We start from the raw sequence: 21824 nt of genomic DNA, 5'->3' as shown, positions 1-21824 counted from the left end.
TAATCATTTTTAGTCCGGCTGATAATTTTTACCGCCAGATTCCCACGGGATGTACCCAGTTTACAATTAAAGATAGGCACCCTGGCAGCTTTTAACTTCAGCGTATCAGAAATATCGATAGGAATAATATCTCCGGCCTCCAGTTGCATAACATCGCGTAATTTCATCTTACGCTCAGCAATAATAAGATCCAGATTGACTGGAGCCCCCAACATGTCATGTTTGAGGGAGGTCAGCCACTGCTCATCCAACGCTTCCTCAACAGGCTTATAGCCGGATATCAGAACATCCCGGATAGGCTCGAGCATAGAGTAGGGCATCGTCACATGAAACTCACCCGTACCGCCCTCCATGTCCACCTCAAACCGACTTACGACGACCACTTCTGAAGGGTTAATAACGTTTGCCATCGCCGGGTTTACTTCATGCCCGAGCACCTCAAACTTGAGCGGAATTACCGGCTCCCAGGAGCCTTCCAGATCGACAAAAAACTGAGCAATAACTTTATTGATCAGACGAATTTCTGTCGGTGTAAACTCCCGCCCTTCTATTTTGGCATGCCGCCCATCACCACCAAAAAAGCCATCTACCAGCTTAAATACCAGCTTAGCATCCATCACCAGCAACGCAGTACCCCGCAACGGAGATACCCGCAACAGGTTAATACTCGTGGGGACATAAAGGGTGTGTATGTAGTCGGAGTATTTCATAATCTGCACGCCGCCAACGGATACATCAGCATTATTGCGCAACAGCGTGAACAGAGAGATACGGGTATGACGGGCAAAACGCTCGTTAATCATCTCAAGGGTAGGCATCCGGCCACGAACAATACGTTCATGACTGGCGAGATCATAGGTTTTTATCGCCCCCTCATCTTCGACAACACCCTCTTCGGTCTCAATATCACCATCATCAACACCATGAAGCAGCGCGTCGATCTCATCCTGAGAGAGCAGGTCTTTGACTGTCATATAAGCATATCCATCACTGCATTATAAATCCGGTAAACAGCACTTTTTCGACCCCGGGTTTGCCAATTTTCTCCTGCATAACCTCCTGAAGCGCAACCAGAGCCTCCTGTTGAAGCATCATTTTACCCGAAGGCGTGCGCAGTGCATCAAACGACTGACGGGAAAACAACTGATTAAGATTCGATACAATCTTCGGCATATGCTTGGTCAACGCAGAATCAACTTCAGCCTCGCGACTTTTTGCTTCAACATAGAGCTGCATATAGTGTGTACGGCCATCATTACTGGGAACAACAACCGTAAAGTACGGACTTCCTTCCAACGTTCGAATCTTGGTATATAAAGCCTGAGCAGGCTTAGCCGGGGCTGCGCTATCTGCAGCAACCTCTGTATCAGAGCCGCCCATAAGGAACATTGCAACGCCACCGCCTATCCCCGCAGCCAGAACCACCCCGGCAACGATGATAAGGATCAGTTTTAATTTACCTGACTTCTTCGCACCTGCTTCACCAGTGTCAGTCGTATCTTCAGCCATTATTTGCCCCACAGTCAACCAACCGGAAAAACCGGCGGATGCATTAAATCACAACCCAGAGCGTAATATAACATACTGATTCAGCTGCGGAAGCAGACGACCTCACATTAGGGGCAAGTTATCCTGCCGGAAGTATATCAGGCGTAATAATCCACCAGAGAAAGACTCTCAGCCTGAACCATCTCTACCCGACTATCATCTACAGTATCACTCTGATAGCCCGCAAATGAGGACCGGGAATCTGATCCCGACTCATCCCGCTGCTGTCCGCGACTATGATCTTCCACTGAAGAATCGGACAGATTAAGCCCCTGGTCAGCAAACATCTCTCTCAGCCTTGGCATATTCTGTTCCAACGCCTCACGCACACTTCCATGGGGAGTGTTAAATACCACACTGACCTGGTCATTTTTCAGATGCAACCGCACCTGCAAAGACCCCAGTTCCGGCGGATCGAGTTGAATATCAGCAAACTGACCATTTTTTGACGCCATCACCATCACCCGATCATTGACCGCCTGACTCCAGACAGGTTCGCCTGGTCTAGCCCCATGAGGCATGATTAACTGTGACGCTTCCTGCATCGGGCGTGCCGTTCTGGATGCCGCCGCCAGCGAGTCCGCAAAACTGGTCAACTGGCTCTCTGGTCGCGCCTCTGAACGGGCGGCAGACTCAATACTGCTGGAGGATTTATCCCCCTCGGCTCCGACAGTTTTCAGTTTCTCCCGAATACTATCGGCACTCACCTGACTATCCAGCTGAGACTGAGGTATAGACTGACCTGCAGCGGTTTGCGACTGCGGCGAAGAAGAAGGCGCTAAAAGAGAATCGTTCTGTTGCCGCACAGACTGCTGGCTATTCTGATCCTGCTGCGCCTGAAGCGGCACACCCTCAAGTGAAACTCGCTGCTGTTTCTCAGTACGGCTCTGCAGCACAGGATTAGCGTTTTGAGCCACACTTTTTACCGAAGCCTGTACGACCGATGTTGTCTGGGCCGCAATCTCACTTGCTACAGGATTCTGCAATACTGGCGCTCCTGACTTTATCTCTTCCGTTTGCAGATCCTGGACTAACACAGCTTCTCGTTGTCGAACAACCTGCTCTGCAGAGCTATCCACAGCATTACTGGTCACTAGCTGACTAACACCTGACTGCATGGGTGACGGTGCATCGGACTGAATAGCTGATGAATTCAAAGCTAACGGACTTATCGATGACTGACCCACACCCGGACCTGCCTGTCCTGCAACCACAGCTCCATCAACCACTGGAGCAAAACCATCCACGGCAGCAGAGGTCGGCGCCACTTTATCCACGGCATCGCCGTTTTGTTGTGCTCGAATCAACTCAGTCTGTCCCCCAGCCTGAGAGGTTGACACCATTTTACCTGCAGAAGTGAAGCTTTGTTCCGCATGAGCCGACTGAGTCTGACCGACTATCTGAGGTGCAGAGCTCATTTCACCCGGAGAAACTGCAGTTCTCTGTGGTGTCTGGATCGGTTTAGCCGGACCTGTCACATCCGTAGCCTGAGTATTAAACCGCGCCTGGGACGGCAGTGACCATTGAGACTCAAATGGCGAGACAGCTGAAGGAAGAGCTGCAGCAGTAGACGCGACTGAACGCCCATTAGACTCTGCAAAGCCAGCATTTTCGACAGGCCTGGCGTTAACAACACCACCTAACTGTTTCAATGCCGAGTCTACCGCCACTGCGAGATCAGCACGACGGTACTGATCAATCTGTTGTAGAGTATCATCACCCGATTCGCCACTCGCTTGAGTAACGGCTAAATCGATGGCAGACTGCTGCTTCAAGCGCTCTTCCAACTGTTGCAGCTTACCCCGTTCACCAACAGGTATAGCGACCTCAGCGGTAACATCAGCAACGGGACCAACAATCACCTGAGAATCAAGGCGCTCTGCCGAATCATCCCCGCCAGCTGGCAATAACTGGCCACTGCCCGGCAAGTTCTGTCCGTCTCTCTGCAGTGCCGAACCGACCTGCCCACTACTTTTTTGCCCATCAACCACCGGTCCCTGCTGTGCTTGCCGCAAAGAATCCCCAAACGACGGCAAAACAGCGCCAGCATTGCCACCCGTCACAGTCGATACAGCGCCAGCGATGGTGCTTGTGGACACCGATCCGACATTCAATAATGACCCGACCCCGTTAGCGGTCGAAAGTGTTTGGTTCATACTGCATTCCCCGGCAGACTTTTATCTACTCACACAATGCATAATCGGTGCCAGAAAAGTCAGATAAAGGGCGGACGAATCAACTGTGAACGCTCATCTAGCTCTTTCTGCAGCATTTTGTCTGCCTGCTGCGATTCCTGACGCTTCAACTTATCTACCAACATATCAACCGCCTTGAAATGCTGATAGGCGCTTTGCCAATACTCTTTTACTTTTTCCAGCTGAGCGCGATCCATCCGCAACGCATCTTCCTGCTGCTGAACTGCCAGCCTCAACTTCTGCATAAATGCCTGATGCGTCTGCATCTGCCCCGGCGATACACCCGTAGCACCGACCTGATAAAAGTTATTCGCATAATCAGCCGAATATTCCCTCAACTGCACCAGCGTTGCTTCACCCTGCTGCACTTTTGCCTGCGATTGACTCAAACACTGATCCGCCTGTTTGCGCTTACGCTCTGCAAGATCAAGTACTACCTGTAACCGCATTGATCTCTTTTTCACTGTCTCTGATTACCCATGGCGATATTTTGCTGCCCCGACTGTGCACCACTCGCATTGCCAGGATTAGGGGTTAACACTATCGCCAGGTCGGTAAGGCTCTTCTGAAAGGCAAACGACTCATCCAGACCCTGCTGCAGAAAAGCATTCATAAGCGGCATCCGCTCCACAGCAAAATCGGTTTCCGCATCACTGCCCCGCACATAAGCACCAATAGAGATAAGATCGCTATTTTGTTGAAACTTAGAGTATATCTGTTTAAACCCCATGGCCGCTTTAAGATGATCAGAACTGACCACCTGAGGCATCGCCCGACTGATTGATTGCTCAATATCAATCGCCGGATAGTGCCCCCGCTCTGCAAGGTTTCGCGATAAAACAATATGACCATCAAGAATCGCCCGCGCCGAATCCGCAATCGGATCCTGCTGATCATCACCTTCGGTCAGCACGGTATAAAAAGCTGTAATTGAGCCTCCACCACTGTCGCCATTCCCCGCCCTTTCAACCAATTTAGGCAGTTTGGCAAACACTGAAGGCGGATATCCTTTGGTTGCCGGGGGCTCCCCCACCGCCAAAGCTATCTCGCGCTGAGCCTGAGCGTAACGGGTCAGCGAATCCATCAGCAGCAGAACATTTTTACCCTGCTCTCTGAAATACTCAGCCAAACGAGTTGCCAGCTGCGCCGCCCTGAGTCGCATCAAAGGAGACTCATCAGCAGGGGATGCAACCACTACCGCACGACGCATACCCTCCTCACCCAAACTGTGATCAATAAACTCTTTTACCTCCCGGCCACGCTCACCGATCAGGCCAACCACCACAATATCAGCCTCAGTAAATCGGGTCATCATCCCCAAGAGCACACTTTTACCCACACCACTCCCGGCAAACAACCCCAGACGCTGCCCCCGGCCAACACTCAATAACGAATTAATTGCCCGAATACCCACATCCAGCGTCTGCCTGATAGGCTGACGACTAAGAGGGTTAATATTGCGTCCCTGCAGCGGCACCGTTGTTTTACAGCCCAACGGACCAAGTCCATCTAACGGCTTACCCACACCATTGATAACCCGCCCCAACAGCTCAAAACCAACGGCGACTTCATTACCCCCCTGCATCGGACTCACCCGCGCACCCGGTGATAACCCCTCAAGCAGATCAACAGGCATGAGATAGATCCGGTCGCCGGAGAAGCCGACTACTTCCGCCTCAACCGGTTCACCATGCTTAGGATAAATAAGACAGTACTCCCCCATGGAGGCTTTAATACCAACAGCTTCCAGAGTGAGACCGATCAGGCGGGTTATCTGTCCGTGGGCAACAGGCGCAGGAATTTGATAATCAAGTCCGCGGAGTCGGGACAGGCGCTTGAGTAGCTGATCACTCATGAATATCCGGCGACTGATCCGACGGTGACACAGGGTCCTCATCGACTGCCTGTACTAAAGCATTGCGCAAGCTGGCGACTGCAGCATCAAAACGCCGCTCAATCGTGTTATCCAGCAAACCATAACCGCTGACAACTTTGCAGCCACCACGGGAGATAGTCGCTTCTTCGACCAGGCTCCAGCGTTCATTCAGCGCCAGCAGCGGTTCCAGCAGCGGCACATCATCCGGGTGGAGAATAATTTTAATATCGGCACCCGCTTGCGGCAGCTGAGCGATAGCATCTTCAACAGCTTTAATCACCGCAGTACTGTCCAGTTCAATCTGCGCACCAATAACCGCCTGAGCCATTTCGGTGATCAGATCAATTACCACCTGCTCCACCTGCGTACTAACCTGCTGTAACGGTTGGTCCAGCTGTTGCTGCAAAGCGTTCAGGAGCAACAACTGCGCATCGATCTCCGCCCGCGCCGCTGCCAGGCCTTGTTGATGACCGCTAGCTCGCCCCTCTTCAAGCCCCTGTTGCAACCCCTCATCACGGCCCTGCTGCAGCCCCTCCTGGTGAGCATCTTCACGGATTTTTTCAAGCTCTGACAGTTTAAGGCGGCCATCCACAAACTCCTCAACCACCTCTTCTACAACCGGCTCGGGCTTACGCTGCAGCCCCACCAAATGATGGCTCTGCATCACAGGCAGCGTCCAGAGAGCCGCCGCCCGGGCGTCTTCTGCACGTATTCTGATGACTGATTTATCGATTGCCTTCATCCGCATTACATCATCTCTTCGCCGCCGCTACCCAGCATAATCTCACCCTCATCGGCGAGACGGCGTGCCACATTGAGAATCTCTTTCTGAGCATCTTCAACTTCACTGACACGTACCGGACCTTTTGCCTCCAGGTCATCACGCAACAGCTCAGCCGCTCGTTTCGACATATTTTTGAATATTTTGTCCTGCAAGGCTGTTTCCGCACCCTTCAGTGCAACCACCAGGGTATCGGTATTAATCTCACGCAGAATAACCTGAATACCCCGATCTTCGACATCAATCAGATTATCAAATACAAACATCATCTCGGAGATCTGATCGCTCAGCGCTTCATCTACCTCGCGAATTTTCTCCATCAACTCCTGCTCAATATTAGTATCAAAATAGTTCATAATATTAGCGGTTGTTCTCAGGCCACCCAGACTCGCACTCTGACTGCTTGCACCCGAGAATTGAGACTCAAGAATATCATTCAGCTCCTGCAGAGCGGACGGTTGAATCTGATCAAGCGACGTGATCCGCATCATCACTTCCAGACGAACATTCTCATCAAAACGCTGTAACACATGAGCCGCCTGATCAGGATCAAGATACGCCAGCACCACCGCCTGAATCTGCGGATGCTCATAACGGATAATCTCAGCGACCTGACGGGAATCCATCCATTTGAGGCTTTCCAGACCAGACGTATTGGTGGTCATCAGAATCCGATCAACCAGCGTCTGCGCCCGATCATTCCCCAGCGCCTGACTGAGCATCTCTTTGATATAGTGATCATTGTTGATCCCGATACTGGTCTGATCACTGATCGCCTCCATGAAATCAGCCATCACCGCCTCAACCGCAGACTGCGGGATATTATCCAGGTTACTCATGGTTAAACCCAGCTGCTGCACCTCTTTCTGCCCGAGATAACGCAACACTTCAGCCGCATCACTTTCCCCCAGTGATATCAGCAACACAGCGGCCTTCTGAACATTGGTCAGCTCAATACCTGACTCTTTTGCATCACTCATTCTCAATCACCCACTGACGAATCGCCTGCGCAACTTTAGCCGGATCTTCGGCTATCATGCTTCGAATCGCATTCATCTGGTATTCATACGTTTCATTCGGCGTCGGCGCCAACGCATTATCAATACCGCTAAAGGTTACACTGTCGGCCGAAATACCGCTCATATCCAGCGATTCGAGCTCTGAAGCCATATTGGATTCAGTCTTAGACGAAGCGCCATCAGCCGCTGCTTTATTCGCAGCACTGACCGCCAAATTTTTCATAATCGGTCGCAGTACACCAAACACCAGCAGCAGCACAAACAGCCCACCTACCACCTGTTTCACAAGATTAAGCACCCACTCCTGCTTCCAGATCGGAATCTCTTCCTCCTGATAAACCTCAGGCACAGCAAAAGGTGAATTAAGAACACTGACACTATCACCCCGTACCGCGGAATATCCCACCGCATCTTTAACCAGTATAGACAACCGATCCAGTTCATTCTGATCCCAGGCGCTACGAGTGGTTTCCCCTCCGTTAGGATTAGCGGTCGGTATATCATCAACGACTACGGCAACAGAAAGCCTTTTAATCTGCCCCATCTGGTGTTTGGTATAACTAATAGAGCGATCCAGTTCATAGTTACGGGTCGCCTGAGAGCGGGCATTTTTAGGACCTTCAGGGCGCGCAACTACACCCTCATTCTGTAATGGCAAACCATTAGCACCAACCTCTGGTACAGCACTGGCTCCAGGCGGCTGGTTTGACAGCGCCCCCGGCACACCGGCAGCAGCCCCCTGACCAACGGTACTTTCATCCAGCACCTGCTCACTGCGCAACGCAGGCAGATCGGGATTATAGATCTCATCGGTCTGTTCAACTGCCGTAAAATCAATATCGGCAGACACTTCCGCCCGATAACGTCCTAAGCCGACAACCGGCTGCAAAATGCTATTGACCCGGTTAACCAGGGTTTCCTCAATCCTGCGGGTATACTCAAGCTGCTTTGCCGCCAGCACAACATCAGTATCCATATCCCGGGTATTGAGCAAACGCCCCTTCTGATCGACCACGGTCACGTCTTCGCTGGACAATTCAGGGATACTGGATGCTACCAGATTAGCAATTGCTTCGACCTGAATCGCCTCCAGACGCTTACCGGCAACCAGATCAAGAAACACCGAGGCAGTTGGCTTACGCTGATCTCTGACAAACACCGATTGCTTTGGCAGCGCCAGATGCACCCGGGCACTCCGCACCGCCAACATACTGGTGACAGTACGCGCTAACTCACCTTCCAGACCACGACGATAGCGGGCGTTTTCCATAAACTGACTGGTACCAAGCCCCTGCTCCTTATCCAGCAGCTCAAAACCAACCGTGTTATCGCCATTAAAGCCTTCTGCAGCCAGGCGCAAGCGAGCCCTGTGCAGATATTCATCAGGCACCAGGATATTTTGTCCGGTTGAATCAAATTTATAAGGGATGGCATTAAACTGCAGCTGCTCGACTATCTGATTCGCATCAGCATAGGAAACATTATTATAGAGCACCCGGTAATCGGGTTCCTGCGACCAGAGCACAACAGCAAAGCCGATCGCAATAGTGGCTGCCAGCCCCACCATCAGACCTAACTGACGCACCAGCCCCAAGCGGTTAAAGCCAAAGGCTACCGACCCACCTGTTCCTGCCTGCACTGTTGCGCTCTCCATCTAACCTGACACCCTGATGCTACGACTGCACATTATTGTGTTTACCAACCCAATCAGATCGGCATTTTCATAACGTCTTCATATGCGCTGACCATTTTATTGCGCACCTGAGTTAACGCCCGAAAAGAGACCGAAGCCTTTTCCATGCTGATCATCACCTGGTGAAGATCAACACCGGCAACGCCCTGCTCATAGCTCGTCACCAGGCTTTTTGCCTGAGCCTGCGAATTATTGACGCCATCAATAGCCCCTTTAAACAGATCAGCAAAGCTTTCACCATTTTGTTCACCTGCAACACTGCGAATACCAGTCGGGCGCTGCATTTCAGGCGAAATACCCTGCTGGGCCTGCATTTTGACTTCACGCATCTGCTGCAGCACTGCGTTTATGTCTGCACGTACAACCATAGATACCTCTGAAATGGCAATATATTGACATTATAAGTTTGAATAGCCACTTAGCAAGCAACAAAACAACTTATTCGCCAATAATATGACACAAAACCGTGTCAATTTTTAACCTCAACACTGTATAAAGCAAAAAACGAGCCATAGGCTCGTTTGTTTTTTGACATAATTTAAATATTATCCCGCTGCAGGCGGCTCGCCATACTTCAAGCGCACATACATCAACGCCACAGTGATCGCATCACCCAGCGCGGTATGACGTTCCAGCATGGGAATATCGAGACGCTTTGAAATAGTATCAAAACGCAGATCGATATCGCCGCCAACGTAACGCCACTTAATAATATCGTGGTAAACATGGGACAGTTCAATCGCCTTACCAGGCAGACCGAAGCCATAACGGGGCCGCAGATACTTCTCTAACATGCGCACATCATAATTAACGTAATAGCCCAGAATCGGACGATTACCCACGAACTCCAGCACCTTTTCCAGTGCCTCATCCATATACACGCCGTCAACCAGATCAGCTGCACGGATCTTATGAATTTTAATCGAATCACCGGTGAGACTTTTGGGCGGCTTAAGCTTTATATCCAGCCGCTCACTGGTCATCACTTTACGACCCTTAATTTTCACCGCACCAATGGACAGAATCTCACCCTCTTTTACATTCAGACTGGTGGTTTCACAATCAAGCGAGACCACTTCATCACCCTCATAAGGTTCAAACAGGTGAGCATACGGACCATTTTTATGATCCATGCGATCTTTCATTTTTCTTATAGTTCTGGGAATAATCATATTCCGCTTAGCCTCCCAGGTGATACCTGAGTGTCAGATGCTTTTTGAAACCCTTAACGATATGCATGCCATCTCGCAGCAGATCTCGTTCCATTTTATCTAATGATGACAACTCCAGGATATTAGGCGTTTGGTCTATGCCGTCTTCAGACCCATCTATACGTTTAACCTGCTGTTTCAGACGTGTCTGAATAAACAATGCCAATGCCTCAGCCATCTCACGCCCGTGCTCCTGCTTCATCTGCCCCATCTCAACCAGCGCCTCAATCCGCTTAAAGGTGTTGGTTTCAAGGATCCTGAACTGCAGCGCCATGGTACGAATGCCGTGCACAATCGGAAAAATACCCGCCTTCTTAACATCCAGCTCACCCTTGTCTTTGAGGTTACCAAAGAACGTCAGCGGGGTATCAAACTCAATAGCAGCACGGGCAAAGTGAGAAAAGAACACATCATTATTTTTCAGATGACGCAGAAACCAGTTTCTTGACGTTTTAAATAACGCCGCATTACCGGCAACCGGGTGCGCATCCACCGCAATCGCCAGATTCATCTGCGCCTCACCCTCACACAGGTAAGACCAGTCACTCAACTGCTGCGTCCACTGTCCGATGGACTTAACCCAGGCAGGGTTTGACACCATAATGTTGCCGGGACATTTCGGAAAGCCAAACGAGATCAGCGTTTCACTGAAACGATTCATAGTCTCCTGCATCTCAGGCCAGATCAGTCCATCGCGATAGATCAACGCATTATCCTGATCGGTCTTGATAATCTGCTCACCACGCCCCTCACTACCCATCACTACCAGGCAAACATGCGGCTGCATATCACGGGGAATAACCAGACCAAACAGCTTAGCAATCACCCGCTCATTCATCGCCGCAATCAACTCCATCGCAAAGCGAGCCTTAACCCCCTGCGACACCAGCGCCTTAATCAGATCATTCAGACCATGCGCCGCCTCATACAGGTCTTCAACCGTCTGTGCCCGCTCAATCCGCAAGCCAATCACATGGGAGTGGCTGGAGAAATAGCTCAATACGTCGGTCAGTTCAATAACGCCGGTGAGGCGACCTTCATCCATCACCACCACACGCTCAATACGCTGCTGCGTCATCGTAATCAGCGCATTAAAAAGATAGTCATCCGAGGTCGTCGAGATCAGACGATAACTGGCGATTTCAGCCACATCAGAATCCATATCCAGCTTATTAATCACCACCGCATCCAGAATATCAGTGCCCGTCACCATACCATAACGATTACCGCGCTTAACCAGCACGCAATCGGCATGCTTTTCGCGCATCATCATCGTCGCTTCAGTAATGGTGGTGCCCTCCAGCACCACCAGCGGCTCACGAATCAGGCCATCTTTGATCTGCGCCAGCATAAATTCCGCCATATCCTGATCCCCACCCTCCTGGGCCTGAATCTCGGTTTTGGCAGACAGGCTCTGCTGAAAGTAGTCAGCAAAACGACTATTAGAAGCGCACAGATCCAGCAGCACCCGGGTGGGCAGAATATGGCAGATGGTTTCCTCAACCGCGATAAAGTTATGAATCGCTTTACCCCGGATAGCTGACCAGCCGCCAAAATAATCTTCATTGGTGTAGTGGACGTACAGATGTTGCTGCCCATCATCCTCACCGGGCACATCACTCTCAGCAACACGGCCTTTGAGAATGACATACACCCCCTCAGGGACACTATTGGCAGCAAGAATGGTTTCACCCGACTGGTAATAGCCAATATCCAGACTTAAACGCAGTATCTCCTGCTCCTTTTCGCTGAGCAGACTGAACGGCATATTCTCGATTTTAAAAGATGATGGCATAAATACTCCTCTAAACCAGAAATAACCCTGAAAGCACCTGATTAAAGAGTTACAACAACCCTTTAAGCCGGAACTTTAATGCCTACAGAAAAACCTGATAAAAAAAGGCGCGCCAACCCTCGCTGGCGCGCCTTGCGTTTAGCTAGATCTGTTCAGATCTTAGTGCGCGTGAGCGACACCAGCACCACGTGGTACACGGATATTCTCAACCATTTCCTGAATTTCAGCAGGAGGCGGCGGAGTCATCATAGACACAACGTAGGCGACGATGAAGTTCAGGATCATACCGACGAAGCCGAAACCTCCGGTAGAGATACCCAGGAACAGGTCGTCTTTTGAACCACCCATGAAGGTGAAGTAGATCATGTAAGCCATAGTTGAACCCAGACCAACGATCATACCTGCAATTGCACCCTCTTTGTTCATACGAGCATTGAAGATACCCATCACGATAACAGGGAATACAGAGGAGGATGCCAGACCAAAGGCCAGCGCCACCACCTGTGCCACAAATCCCGGCGGGTTGATACCGAAGTAACCTGCGATACAGATCGCTACGACAGCCGCAAGACGTGCGTACATCAGCTCCTGCTTCTCAGAGATATTCGGGTTGATACAGGTTTTCATCAAGTCATGAGCAATCGCTGTAGAGATTACCAACAGCAGACCCGCTGCAGTAGACAGTGCCGCCGCAACCGCACCCGCTGCTACCAGGGCGATTACCCAGTTAGGCAACTGAGCGATCTCAGGGTTAGCCAATACCATGATGTCACGGTCAACGTATACTTCGTTGACAAACGGAGCACCTTTAGCCGGAGCAGGATTAACCTTAGCATTGGTTACAGCACGCTCACCGTGCTCACCGCGAGCTTCACCATCCCAAGCAGGCTTACCACCTTCAAACGCTGCACCAGCAGAGTACTGTACTTTGCCGTCACCGTTATAATCGTGCCAGCCCAGCAGACCCGCATTTTCCCAGTTCTTAAACCAGGTAGGCATCTTCGCATACTCAGTACCCACATTCGCTTCATCAGTACCATTAAGGGTCTGAATCAGGTTTACTCGGCCGAAACCAGCAACACCCGGAACGGTAGTGTACAGAATAGCGATGAAGATCAGTGCCCAGCCAGCAGAGGTACGCGCATCTTTTACACGCGGCACAGTGAAGAAACGCACGATTACGTGTGGCAGACCTGCTGTACCCGCCATCAGAGCAGCGGTCAGACAGAAGATATCAATGGTTGATTTCTGCCCGGACGTGTATTCAGCGAAGCCGAGATCAACTGATAGTTTATCCAGTGTCGCCAGTACAGACAGACCAGAATCCAGCGTCGCACCTAGGCCCAGCTGAGGCAGGAAGTGACCCGTAATCTGCATAGACATGAAGATTGCAGGCACCATGAACGCCAGGATCAGTACGCAGTACTGAGCTACCTGAGTATAGGTAATACCCTTCATACCACCGAGAACAGCGTAGAAGAATACAATCGCCATACCGACGATAACACCGGTATTGATGTCAACGTGCAGGTAACGGGAGAATACGATACCCACACCACGCATCTGACCTGCTACATAAGTAAAGGAGATTACGATAGTACAGATTACCGCAATGACACGTGCAGTAGTCGAGTAATAACGGTCACCGACGAAGTCAGGCACAGTAAACTTACCAAACTTACGCAGGTAAGGCGCCAGCAGCATCGCCAGCAGCACGTAACCACCAGTCCAGCCCATCAGGTATGCGGCTCCGTCACGACCGATAAACGATACCAGACCTGCCAGAGAGATAAACGATGCAGCAGACATCCAGTCAGCCGCAGTCGCCATACCGTTAGCAATTGGGTGTACACCACCGCCCGCTACGTAGAATTCTTTTGTAGACCCGGCACGGGCCCAGATTGCGATACCAATATAGAGAGCAAAGGAACCCCCTATAAAGATGTAAGTTAGTAGATCAAGACTCATATTGTCATCCTCAGCTCAATTGTAATTGTTCTTATTCGTGAACGTCGTATTTTTCATCCAGCTTGTTCATACTGGATACATACATCCAGATCAGAGCTACATATACGAAGATTGCACCCTGCTGATCGATCCAGAAACCCAGAGGGAAACCGAAGAACGGAATTGCGTTCAATTGATCGACAAACAGGATTCCAGCTACGAAAGACACTACAAACCAGACTGACAGGTAAGTTATGATAATGCGCAGGTTTTCAGCCCAGTAGGCATCAGCATTGTCTTGTGAAGAAGTAGACATTTGCACCATCCTTATTTTTGTTATTAAAAGGTTAAGTAAAAGTTGTGGACTGATAGAATTTAACAAAGTGTTCTGGCAAACAAATCCCCTACTTTGGTCTGATCAAACATGTCAAAACCATGAAAAACAGGCTCCAGCCCAAGCCCTGCGCCACATCGAGCCTTTAAAGAAAAACCTATATAACTCAAAGGATTAGACAAAGGTATAAGAGCAATAGGGTTCTCCCCCCGAGTTCGGTTACACTATGTGTTCCAGTACAGTAACAACAGGCAGACCCGACTATGCTTTCTGGCGGTTCAATTATTCTGATTTCACTGGCCTATGTAGGTCTGCTCTTCGCTATCGCCTACTTTGGTGATCGCAGCGCCAAGGGGCGATCCTATGCCAGCAATCCGGTCATCTATTCGCTATCACTGGCAATTTATTGTTCATCCTGGACCTTCTATGGCGCAGTCGGTCGCGCCTCAGTCAACGGCTGGCAGTTCCTGGCCACCTATCTTGGCCCGGCCATCGTGTTTATTTTTGGCTGGCGAATTATCGAGAAGATCATTCTGGTCAGCAAACAGCAGAACACCACCTCGATTGCTGACTTTCTCTCATCCCGATATGGCAAAAGCCAGGCATTAGCCGTATTAGTAACGGTTATCGCCGTCTTTGGCACCATCCCCTACATCGCCATGCAACTGAAAGCGGTGGCAATCAGTTACGATGCGATCGCACCGGGTGTCACCGAAGCACTGAGCAAAGGTAACGATACTGCGCTGTTTGTTGCCCTGATTATGGCCGTGTTTACCATTCTGTTTGGTACCCGCCACATCGATGCCACCGAACACCACGAAGGTATGGTACTGGCCGTTGCCTTCGAATCCATTGTTAAACTGACCGCCTTTATAGCTGTGGGTCTGATGGTGACGTTTCAGATCTTTGATGGTGTACCTGATCTGATTGTCAACATTCGCGACCAGCTATATCACAACGATAATTTCAGTAGCCCGCTGGAGGGCAACTTTCTCGGCAACAGCTTCCTTACCGAAATCCTACTGGCCTGCGCCGCGATTCTCTGCCTGCCACGCCAGTTCCACGTCACTATCGTCGAAAACAGTCAGATTGAAAATCTGAAAACTGCCCGTTGGCTGTTTCCGCTCTATATGGTGCTGTTGTCGCTGTTTGTACTACCGATTGCTACCGCCGGCATGACCCTGTTCGCCGGCCAGGATATTAATGCAGATACGTTCGTACTGATGCTCCCCCTGCACGAAGGCTATAAGGATCTGGCCACCTTCGCCTTTATCGGCGGACTATCTGCAGCCACCAGTATGGTTATTGTTGCCTCCATCACCCTGTCCACCATGGTGTGCAACGACATCGTCATGCCGTTGCTGCTCAGAGTGTCCTGGTTAAAGCTGTCAAAAAACAAAGACCTGGGTGCAATGCTGCTGCGGGTAAGGCGCATCACCATTATATGCCTGATGATCATGGCCTATTTCTATTACCGTATTCTCGGTGATCAGGGCACGCTGGCCTCATTTGGCCTGCTGGCCTTTGTAGCCGCCGCCCAGTTCCTACCGGGACTGCTCGGCGGAGTCTACTGGAAAACCGGCTCACGCCACGGCATTCTCGCTGGCCTCTGCGCTGGTTTTCTGATCTGGCTTTATACGCTGGTGTTTCCAACTATGGCCAGCGCCGGACTGATGCCCACATCATTCCTCCAGAGCGGTTTATTTGGCTCTGAACTGCTAAGACCAACCCAGCTATTTGGTCTGACCGGCATGGACCCACTCACCCATGGCGCGTTCTGGAGCGTATCCATTAACGCATTTTTGTATATTCTGATCTCCCGTTACAGCCCCCAGCGTTTGGTCGACCGGATTCAGGCAAGCGCCTTTGTTGATGTTTATAGTAAAGATCTGTCCGAACCCTCCCGGGTATTCAGCCATGCCACCGTCGGTGATCTACAGATTCTCACCGAACGTTTTCTCGGGATCAGCCGCACCCAGCACGCATTTACCGGTTTCGCACTGAAGGCTGGAATCGAGTCGCCTTTATCTGGGGATAAAGCCAGCCCGGAACTGATCCAGTTCACCGAACGACTGCTGGCCGGGGTTATCGGTGCATCCTCTGCCAGAATCGTGCTTGCCTCCACCCTGCGTGGTAAAGATATGCAGATCGGTGATGTCGTCACCATTGTCGATGAGGCATCCCAGGCGCTCCGCTTCAACCGCTCACTACTGCAATCCACCATCGAAAATATCACCATGGGCATCAGCGTGGTTGATCAACAGATGCGCCTGGTCGCCTGGAACCGCCGCTATATTGATATGTTCGATTACCCTGACGGACTGATCTGCGTAGGCCGCCCAATTGAAGACATATTCCGCTACAACGCCACCAAAGGTGAGTATGGTCCGGGCGATGCAGAAGAACAGGTTAAAAACCGTCTGACAATACTCAAAGAAGGTAAGGCGCACTCCTATGAACGGCTTCGAACCGACGGGTCGGTACTGGAGGTCCGGGGCAACCGCATGCCGAATGGTGGCTTTGTTAACACCTATATGGATATCACCGAACACAAACGGGTACAGGAGGCACTCCGCGAAAGCGAACAGAATGTTCGAACCTATACTGATAACGTCCCGGTGCTGATCGCCTTTCTGGATACCGATCGCAACTTCCGCTTCGTCAATAAAGCCTATGCCCGCACCTTCGGACTTGACCGGCACAACATCGCCGGCGTCAACAGCAACAGCATCCTCTCTAAGGAGGAACTGGAGATGCGCCTGCCCTATGTCAGCAAAGTATTGCAGGGCGAACGACAACGCTTTGAGACTGAACTTCCCTCGATCGATGGTAAGTTCAAATATGCCGAAGTTACCTACATTCCCCATAGCAATGAAAACAACGAACTGTTGGGGTATTTCACACTTTATCAGGATATTACTGAGCGCCGGAAAGCGGAGCAGTTACTGCAGGAAACCAACGAGAATCTGGAACAAAGAGTCCGGGAAAGAACCCACACACTGTCGGTAGTCAACAAAGAGCTGCGTAAAGAAAATACGGTACGCGCCCTGATCGAAGATGAGTTACGGCAAGCCAAGTTTGATGCTGATGCTGCCAATCTGGGTAAAACCCGTTTTCTCGCTGCAGCCAGCCACGACCTCCTCCAGCCTTTAAATGCAGCACGGCTGTTCATCTCAGCCTTGGCACAGCAAAAACACACGGAAGAGACCCACCAGCTAGTCAACAACCTGGACGGCTCACTGAAGGCCGCTGAAAGCCTTATAACCACCATCCTGGATATCTCTAAACTGGATGCCGGAGCGCTTGAGCCAAACCTCAGTCATTTTTCTATCAACGGGATGTTCGACAACCTGAGCGCCGAATTCACCGCACTGGCGGAAGAGAAACAGCTGCAGTTCGATTTTGTTAAGTGCTGTCAGGTCGTCCACTCCGATCAGCAACTGCTACGCCGGGTGCTGCAAAACTTCCTTTCCAATGCGATCCGCTATACCCAGCAGGGAAAAATCATGCTGGGCTGCCGTCGCCAGGGGAGTCACTTACGCATTGAGGTCTGGGACACCGGCGTCGGCATACCCAAAGACAAACTCGGCGAGGTATTCGAAGAGTTCCGCAGAATCGACAACCCGAAACACTCTCAGGTAAACGGACTCGGACTGGGGCTGGCGATCACCGAACGGATCGCAAAAATGCTAAACCACCCAATCAATGTTCGCTCATGGCCCGGCAACGGCACTGTATTCAGCGTCAGCGTCCCCCTGGGAGACAAAGCCAAAGCCGTTAAGCCCCGACCCGAAAAGCGTGGCTGGATCCGCAGTAAAGGCCTGGAAGGGATCAAAGTACTGGTAATCGATAATGAGCCTAAAATACTCGAGGGGATGAGCGCCCTCTTACGGGGATGGTCCTGCTCCGTACTAACCGCCATCTCTGCCTCAGAAGCCAAAGTTCAGGTCATAGAAGAGGAATTTATTCCCGACATTATCCTTGCGGATTATCACCTCGACGAAACCCGCACCGGGGTCATGGCACTACAGCAACTAGGAGAGCTCTGGCACCATCCAATCCCTGCGGTTGTTATCACCGCAGACCGGACCGATGCAGTCAAAGAGGAGATCGCCGAGACTCAGGCTGAGATTTTGCACAAACCGATAAAACCGGCAGCGTTAAGAGCCGTTATCAGCAAGCTGATCACTACCGCCAAGTCATAACAGGCCATAACAGCCAGAGCCTGACCAAAACCAGGCTCATTTTTAGCGCTACAAATCATCACACAAGCACAAAAAAAGCGCGCCCCGAAGGTACACGCTTTTATTCACAACCGGTGGCAATACTCTCATCTTAAAGAAATCGCCATCTTACGAAAATCAGCTCATCTCAGTTTTAGGCGGATCAACACACAGACGCTGCGCGGCAATAACAGCCTGAGTTCGGCTGTGTACGCCCAGCTTACGCAAAATCGCAGTCACATGTGCCTTAATGGTCGCTTCAGACACATTCAGATCATAGGCGATCTGCTTATTCAGCAAACCTTCGGTCAGCATCGTCAGCACCCGAAACTGCTGCGGTGTCAATGACGCCAGGTTGGTGGCAAATTTCTGATCTTCCGCTGTGACATCAACAACTCCCTCAGCCACCTCTTGAGGCAACCACTCCTCGCCTTCAAGTACCGCAGTAATCGCTTCGGCGATCACATCAAGCGTAGAGGATTTAGGAATAAAGCCAGAAGCACCATAGTCCAGCGCACGCTTCATCACGGATGACTCTTCACTACCGGAAACGACCACAACAGGAATGCCGGGGTTTTTTCCTCGAAGGAAAACCAAACCGGTAAATCCATTGGTGCCTGGCATATGCAGATCAAGCAACACCAGATCAGCATCAGGATTATTTTCAACAGCAGCCTGAACGGCTTCCAGGGAATCGGCTTCGACGGTTTCTACACCAGGAACAGCCTGAGTAACGGCCTGTTTCAGCGCCGCTCGGAACAACGGATGGTCATCCGCAATGATTATCTTCTGCGCCAGTTGCATTCAGCTAATCTCCCTCCTTACCTGTTTTCAGCCTGCGAAAACAGGTAAATATATCCGCTTATAGAGTGCCAGCCTATCGGCTGCACCTGATTATATTAACACCACTTTTAAAGCAAAACTCCCCCCCGACCTAAAAAACCGGGAGGGAGTAAGGGAATTGTAGTCCGAAATTAATTCGGTAGCACAATTACTTACGGTTCATACGATTCTCAATCAGATCATCGACCACCGACGGATCCGCCAGCGTGGAGGTATCACCCAGCGCATCAAAGTCATTCTCAGCAATTTTACGCAGAATTCGACGCATAATTTTACCCGAACGGGTCTTAGGCATACCCGGCGCAAACTGAATCAGGTCGGGAGACGCGATTGGACCGATCTCTGAACGCACATGTAAGCGCAGCTCTTGCAGCAGCTCTTCAGATTGTTCAAAACCAGACTGCAGGGTTACATAAACATAGATACCCTGACCTTTCAGCTCATGGGGATAACCAACAACGGCAGCTTCAGCAACGGCAGGGTGCGCAACCAGCGCAGACTCTACCTCAGCTGTACCCATACGGTGACCGGAAACGTTGATAACGTCATCGACACGACCGGTAATCCAGTAGTAACCATCTTCATCACGGCGGGCACCGTCACCGGTAGTGTAGTAACCCTTATACGTAGTGAAGTAGGTTTGAGTAAAGCGCTCATGGTCGCCCCAGATGGAACGACTCTGACCCGGCCAGGAATCTTTAATCACCAGGTTACCGTCAGTTGCACCTTCCAGCTCATTACCTTCGGCATCCAGCAGCGCAGGCTGTACACCAAAGAACGGACGGGAAGCCGCACCCGGCTTAGCGGCAGTCGCACCCGGCAGCGGCAGAATCATCATGCCACCGGTCTCAGTCTGCCACCAGGTATCAACTATTGGGCAGCGGTTCTGACCGACAATACGGTAGTACCATTCCCAGGCTTCAGGGTTGATAGGCTCACCCACTGAACCCAGAATGCGAAGACTGGACAGGTCTGAATCACCCAGCACATCTTCACCCTGCTGCATCAACGCACGGATCGCCGTTGGCGCAGTGTAGAACTGGTTAACTTTATGCTTCTCGATAACACGGCCAAAACGGCTGTTATCCGGATAGCTCGGCACACCTTCAAACATCAGCGAGGTTGCACCGTTAGCCAGCGGGCCATAAACAATATAACTGTGGCCGGTTACCCAGCCCACGTCAGCGGTACACCAGTAGATATCACCCTCTTTATAATCGAAGGCGTACTCATGGGTCATCGCCGCATACACCATGTAACCACCGGTCGTATGCTTCAGACCTTTTGGTGCACCGGTAGAACCGGAAGTGTAGAGGATGAACATGGGAGCTTCTGCTTCCATCTCTTCGGCAGGGCAGTCTGCAGAAGCATTGGCAACCAGATCTTCGTACCAGACATCAACGCTGTCATCCCAGGCAACATCCTGTTCGACACGCTTAACAACGATAACGCTTTGCACCAGGGCTTTAGCCGCTTCGTGTTTCAGCGCTTTATCAACGTTTAGTTTCAGCGGTACAGACTTACCGGCACGCAGAGAGTAGTTAGAGGTTACAACGACCTTAGATTCAGCACCCTCGATACGGGCAGCCAGCGCTTCCGGAGAGAATCCACCAAAGACGATTGAGTGCACCGCACCGATACGGGTACAGGCCAGCATGGCAACAGCCGCTTCAGGAATCATCGGCATATAGAGGGTAACAACGTCACCTTTTTCAACGCCGCGGGCTTTCAGTGCATTGGCAAACTTACACACGCGCTCATGCAGATCGCGATAGGTGATATTTTCAGAATCACTTGGATCATCACCTTCCCAGATAATCGCAACCTGATCACCACGGGTTTCCAGGTGGCGGTCCAGACAGTTATAGGAGGCGTTCAGCGTACCATCTTCAAACCAGCGGATATCAACATTGTGCGGATCAAAGGTGGTATTTTTAACTTTGGTATATGGCTTGAACCAATCAAGACGCTTACCTTCCTCACCCCAGAAAGTATCAGGATCATTAATTGACTGCTCATACATCGCCAGATATTTTTCATTATTGATATGCGCAGTCGCAGCCAGCTCTTCGCTAACCGGATATAACTTAGAATCGCTCATGTGAGATGCCCTTAGCTTGTTAATTATTCTTTGCAGTAACTATAGCTATCAAAAAGCCGATAACCACGTCTCCCTATCCCTGTTTTACCGATATTATTGTTATTGCGGCGAGTATTTCAGGTATTTCATGTTCCGAGTTAAACCAAACTTCTGAAACTATTATTTTTAGTGGTTAATGTTATACCGAAGTGACCGATTCCTGCTGAATTAGACATTGGTCTATCCGACACAGGCCATTAGTCGTAGCAAGGTTGTTTA

The 21824-nt window shown here is 50.7% G+C and carries 16 protein-coding genes; 1 reads left to right on the top strand and 15 read right to left on the bottom strand.

The window, feature by feature from the left end:
• The 13 genes from fliM to Q0499_RS23215 all read right to left on the bottom strand — a co-directional run.
• The coding region (fliM, locus tag Q0499_RS23275) for a flagellar motor switch protein FliM (RefSeq protein WP_299205384.1) at window positions 1-974 on the bottom strand (974 nt) is incomplete at its 3' end.
• A gap of 13 nt (window positions 975-987) precedes the next feature.
• A complete protein-coding gene (locus Q0499_RS23270; RefSeq protein ID WP_299205381.1) occupies window positions 988-1509 on the bottom strand; it encodes a flagellar basal body-associated FliL family protein in 522 nt (173 codons plus the stop codon).
• A 137-nt stretch (window positions 1510-1646) separates the two neighbouring features.
• On the bottom strand, window positions 1647-3704 hold the full coding sequence (locus tag Q0499_RS23265; RefSeq protein ID WP_299205377.1) for a flagellar hook-length control protein FliK: 2058 nt from the start codon (window positions 3702-3704) through the stop codon (window positions 1647-1649).
• A 59-nt stretch (window positions 3705-3763) separates the two neighbouring features.
• Window positions 3764-4192, bottom strand: coding sequence for a flagellar export protein FliJ (fliJ, locus tag Q0499_RS23260; RefSeq protein ID WP_299205374.1), 429 nt, complete (start codon window positions 4190-4192; stop codon window positions 3764-3766).
• A gap of 11 nt (window positions 4193-4203) precedes the next feature.
• A complete protein-coding gene (fliI, locus tag Q0499_RS23255) occupies window positions 4204-5598 on the bottom strand; it encodes a flagellar protein export ATPase FliI (protein ID WP_299205371.1) in 1395 nt (464 codons plus the stop codon).
• The gene (locus tag Q0499_RS23250; RefSeq protein ID WP_299205368.1) at window positions 5591-6367 is read right to left on the bottom strand and encodes a flagellar assembly protein FliH; all 777 of its coding nucleotides are present in this window, start codon (window positions 6365-6367) and stop codon (window positions 5591-5593) included. The genes fliI and Q0499_RS23250 overlap by 8 nt, the downstream gene beginning before the upstream one ends.
• Window positions 6367-7380, bottom strand: coding sequence for a flagellar motor switch protein FliG (gene fliG, locus Q0499_RS23245; protein ID WP_299205365.1), 1014 nt, complete (start codon window positions 7378-7380; stop codon window positions 6367-6369). Before fliG ends, Q0499_RS23250 begins: the two co-directional genes overlap by 1 nt.
• Window positions 7373-9073, bottom strand: coding sequence for a flagellar basal-body MS-ring/collar protein FliF (gene fliF / locus Q0499_RS23240; RefSeq protein WP_299205361.1), 1701 nt, complete (start codon window positions 9071-9073; stop codon window positions 7373-7375). Before fliF ends, fliG begins: the two co-directional genes overlap by 8 nt.
• Before the next feature lie 53 nt (window positions 9074-9126).
• On the bottom strand, window positions 9127-9480 hold the full coding sequence (fliE, locus tag Q0499_RS23235) for a flagellar hook-basal body complex protein FliE (RefSeq protein ID WP_299205358.1): 354 nt from the start codon (window positions 9478-9480) through the stop codon (window positions 9127-9129).
• Between the two features lie 177 nt (window positions 9481-9657).
• Window positions 9658-10257, bottom strand: a complete 600-nt coding sequence (locus Q0499_RS23230; RefSeq protein WP_363317853.1) for a 3'-5' exonuclease — start codon at window positions 10255-10257, stop codon at window positions 9658-9660.
• A gap of 34 nt (window positions 10258-10291) precedes the next feature.
• Window positions 10292-12118 (bottom strand): DUF294 nucleotidyltransferase-like domain-containing protein, encoded by a 1827-nt coding sequence (locus Q0499_RS23225; RefSeq protein WP_299205352.1) that lies wholly within the window; start codon window positions 12116-12118, stop codon window positions 10292-10294.
• A gap of 159 nt (window positions 12119-12277) precedes the next feature.
• Window positions 12278-14086: a sodium:solute symporter family protein gene (locus Q0499_RS23220; protein ID WP_299205349.1), complete on the bottom strand. Its 1809-nt coding sequence runs from the start codon at window positions 14084-14086 to the stop codon at window positions 12278-12280.
• 31 nt (window positions 14087-14117) lie between these two features.
• On the bottom strand, window positions 14118-14381 hold the full coding sequence (locus Q0499_RS23215) for a DUF4212 domain-containing protein (RefSeq protein ID WP_299205346.1): 264 nt from the start codon (window positions 14379-14381) through the stop codon (window positions 14118-14120).
• 281 nt (window positions 14382-14662) lie between these two features.
• On the opposite strand from Q0499_RS23215, the gene Q0499_RS23210 reads away from it, so the two are divergent.
• The gene (locus Q0499_RS23210) at window positions 14663-18604 is read left to right on the top strand and encodes a NahK/ErcS family hybrid sensor histidine kinase/response regulator (protein WP_299205343.1); all 3942 of its coding nucleotides are present in this window, start codon (window positions 14663-14665) and stop codon (window positions 18602-18604) included.
• 156 nt (window positions 18605-18760) lie between these two features.
• Here Q0499_RS23210 and Q0499_RS23205 read toward each other — a convergent pair whose 3' ends face one another.
• Entirely contained in the window at window positions 18761-19426 is a 666-nt protein-coding gene (locus Q0499_RS23205) for a response regulator transcription factor (protein ID WP_299205340.1), read from the bottom strand.
• Window positions 19427-19613: 187 nt separating this feature from the next.
• Window positions 19614-21566 (bottom strand): acetate--CoA ligase, encoded by a 1953-nt coding sequence (gene acs / locus Q0499_RS23200; RefSeq protein ID WP_299205337.1) that lies wholly within the window; start codon window positions 21564-21566, stop codon window positions 19614-19616.
• Window positions 21567-21824 lie beyond the last annotated feature (258 nt).

This window comes from uncultured Amphritea sp. (genome assembly GCF_937127095.1).
GTDB lineage: Bacteria > Pseudomonadota > Gammaproteobacteria > Pseudomonadales > Balneatricaceae > Amphritea.
This window is presented reverse-complemented; position numbering and strand designations above follow the sequence as displayed.

Excerpts from the sequence above, each read along its gene's own strand:
- Q0499_RS23270 (WP_299205381.1), bottom strand. The coding sequence starts at position 1,509 with ATGGCTGAAGATACGACTGACACTGGTGAAGCAGGTGCGAAGAAGTCA.
- Q0499_RS23265 (WP_299205377.1), bottom strand. The coding sequence starts at position 3,704 with ATGAACCAAACACTTTCGACCGCTAACGGGGTCGGGTCATTATTGAAT.
- fliJ (WP_299205374.1), bottom strand. The coding sequence starts at position 4,192 with ATGCGGTTACAGGTAGTACTTGATCTTGCAGAGCGTAAGCGCAAACAG.
- fliI (WP_299205371.1), bottom strand. The coding sequence starts at position 5,598 with ATGAGTGATCAGCTACTCAAGCGCCTGTCCCGACTCCGCGGACTTGAT.
- Q0499_RS23250 (WP_299205368.1), bottom strand. The coding sequence starts at position 6,367 with ATGCGGATGAAGGCAATCGATAAATCAGTCATCAGAATACGTGCAGAA.
- fliG (WP_299205365.1), bottom strand. The coding sequence starts at position 7,380 with ATGAGTGATGCAAAAGAGTCAGGTATTGAGCTGACCAATGTTCAGAAG.
- fliF (WP_299205361.1), bottom strand. The coding sequence starts at position 9,073 with ATGGAGAGCGCAACAGTGCAGGCAGGAACAGGTGGGTCGGTAGCCTTT.
- fliE (WP_299205358.1), bottom strand. The coding sequence starts at position 9,480 with ATGGTTGTACGTGCAGACATAAACGCAGTGCTGCAGCAGATGCGTGAA.
- Q0499_RS23230 (WP_363317853.1), bottom strand. The coding sequence starts at position 10,257 with ATGAAAGATCGCATGGATCATAAAAATGGTCCGTATGCTCACCTGTTT.
- Q0499_RS23225 (WP_299205352.1), bottom strand. The coding sequence starts at position 12,118 with ATGCCATCATCTTTTAAAATCGAGAATATGCCGTTCAGTCTGCTCAGC.
- Q0499_RS23220 (WP_299205349.1), bottom strand. The coding sequence starts at position 14,086 with ATGAGTCTTGATCTACTAACTTACATCTTTATAGGGGGTTCCTTTGCT.
- Q0499_RS23215 (WP_299205346.1), bottom strand. The coding sequence starts at position 14,381 with ATGTCTACTTCTTCACAAGACAATGCTGATGCCTACTGGGCTGAAAAC.
- Q0499_RS23210 (WP_299205343.1), top strand. The coding sequence starts at position 14,663 with ATGCTTTCTGGCGGTTCAATTATTCTGATTTCACTGGCCTATGTAGGT.
- Q0499_RS23205 (WP_299205340.1), bottom strand. The coding sequence starts at position 19,426 with ATGCAACTGGCGCAGAAGATAATCATTGCGGATGACCATCCGTTGTTC.
- acs (WP_299205337.1), bottom strand. The coding sequence starts at position 21,566 with ATGAGCGATTCTAAGTTATATCCGGTTAGCGAAGAGCTGGCTGCGACT.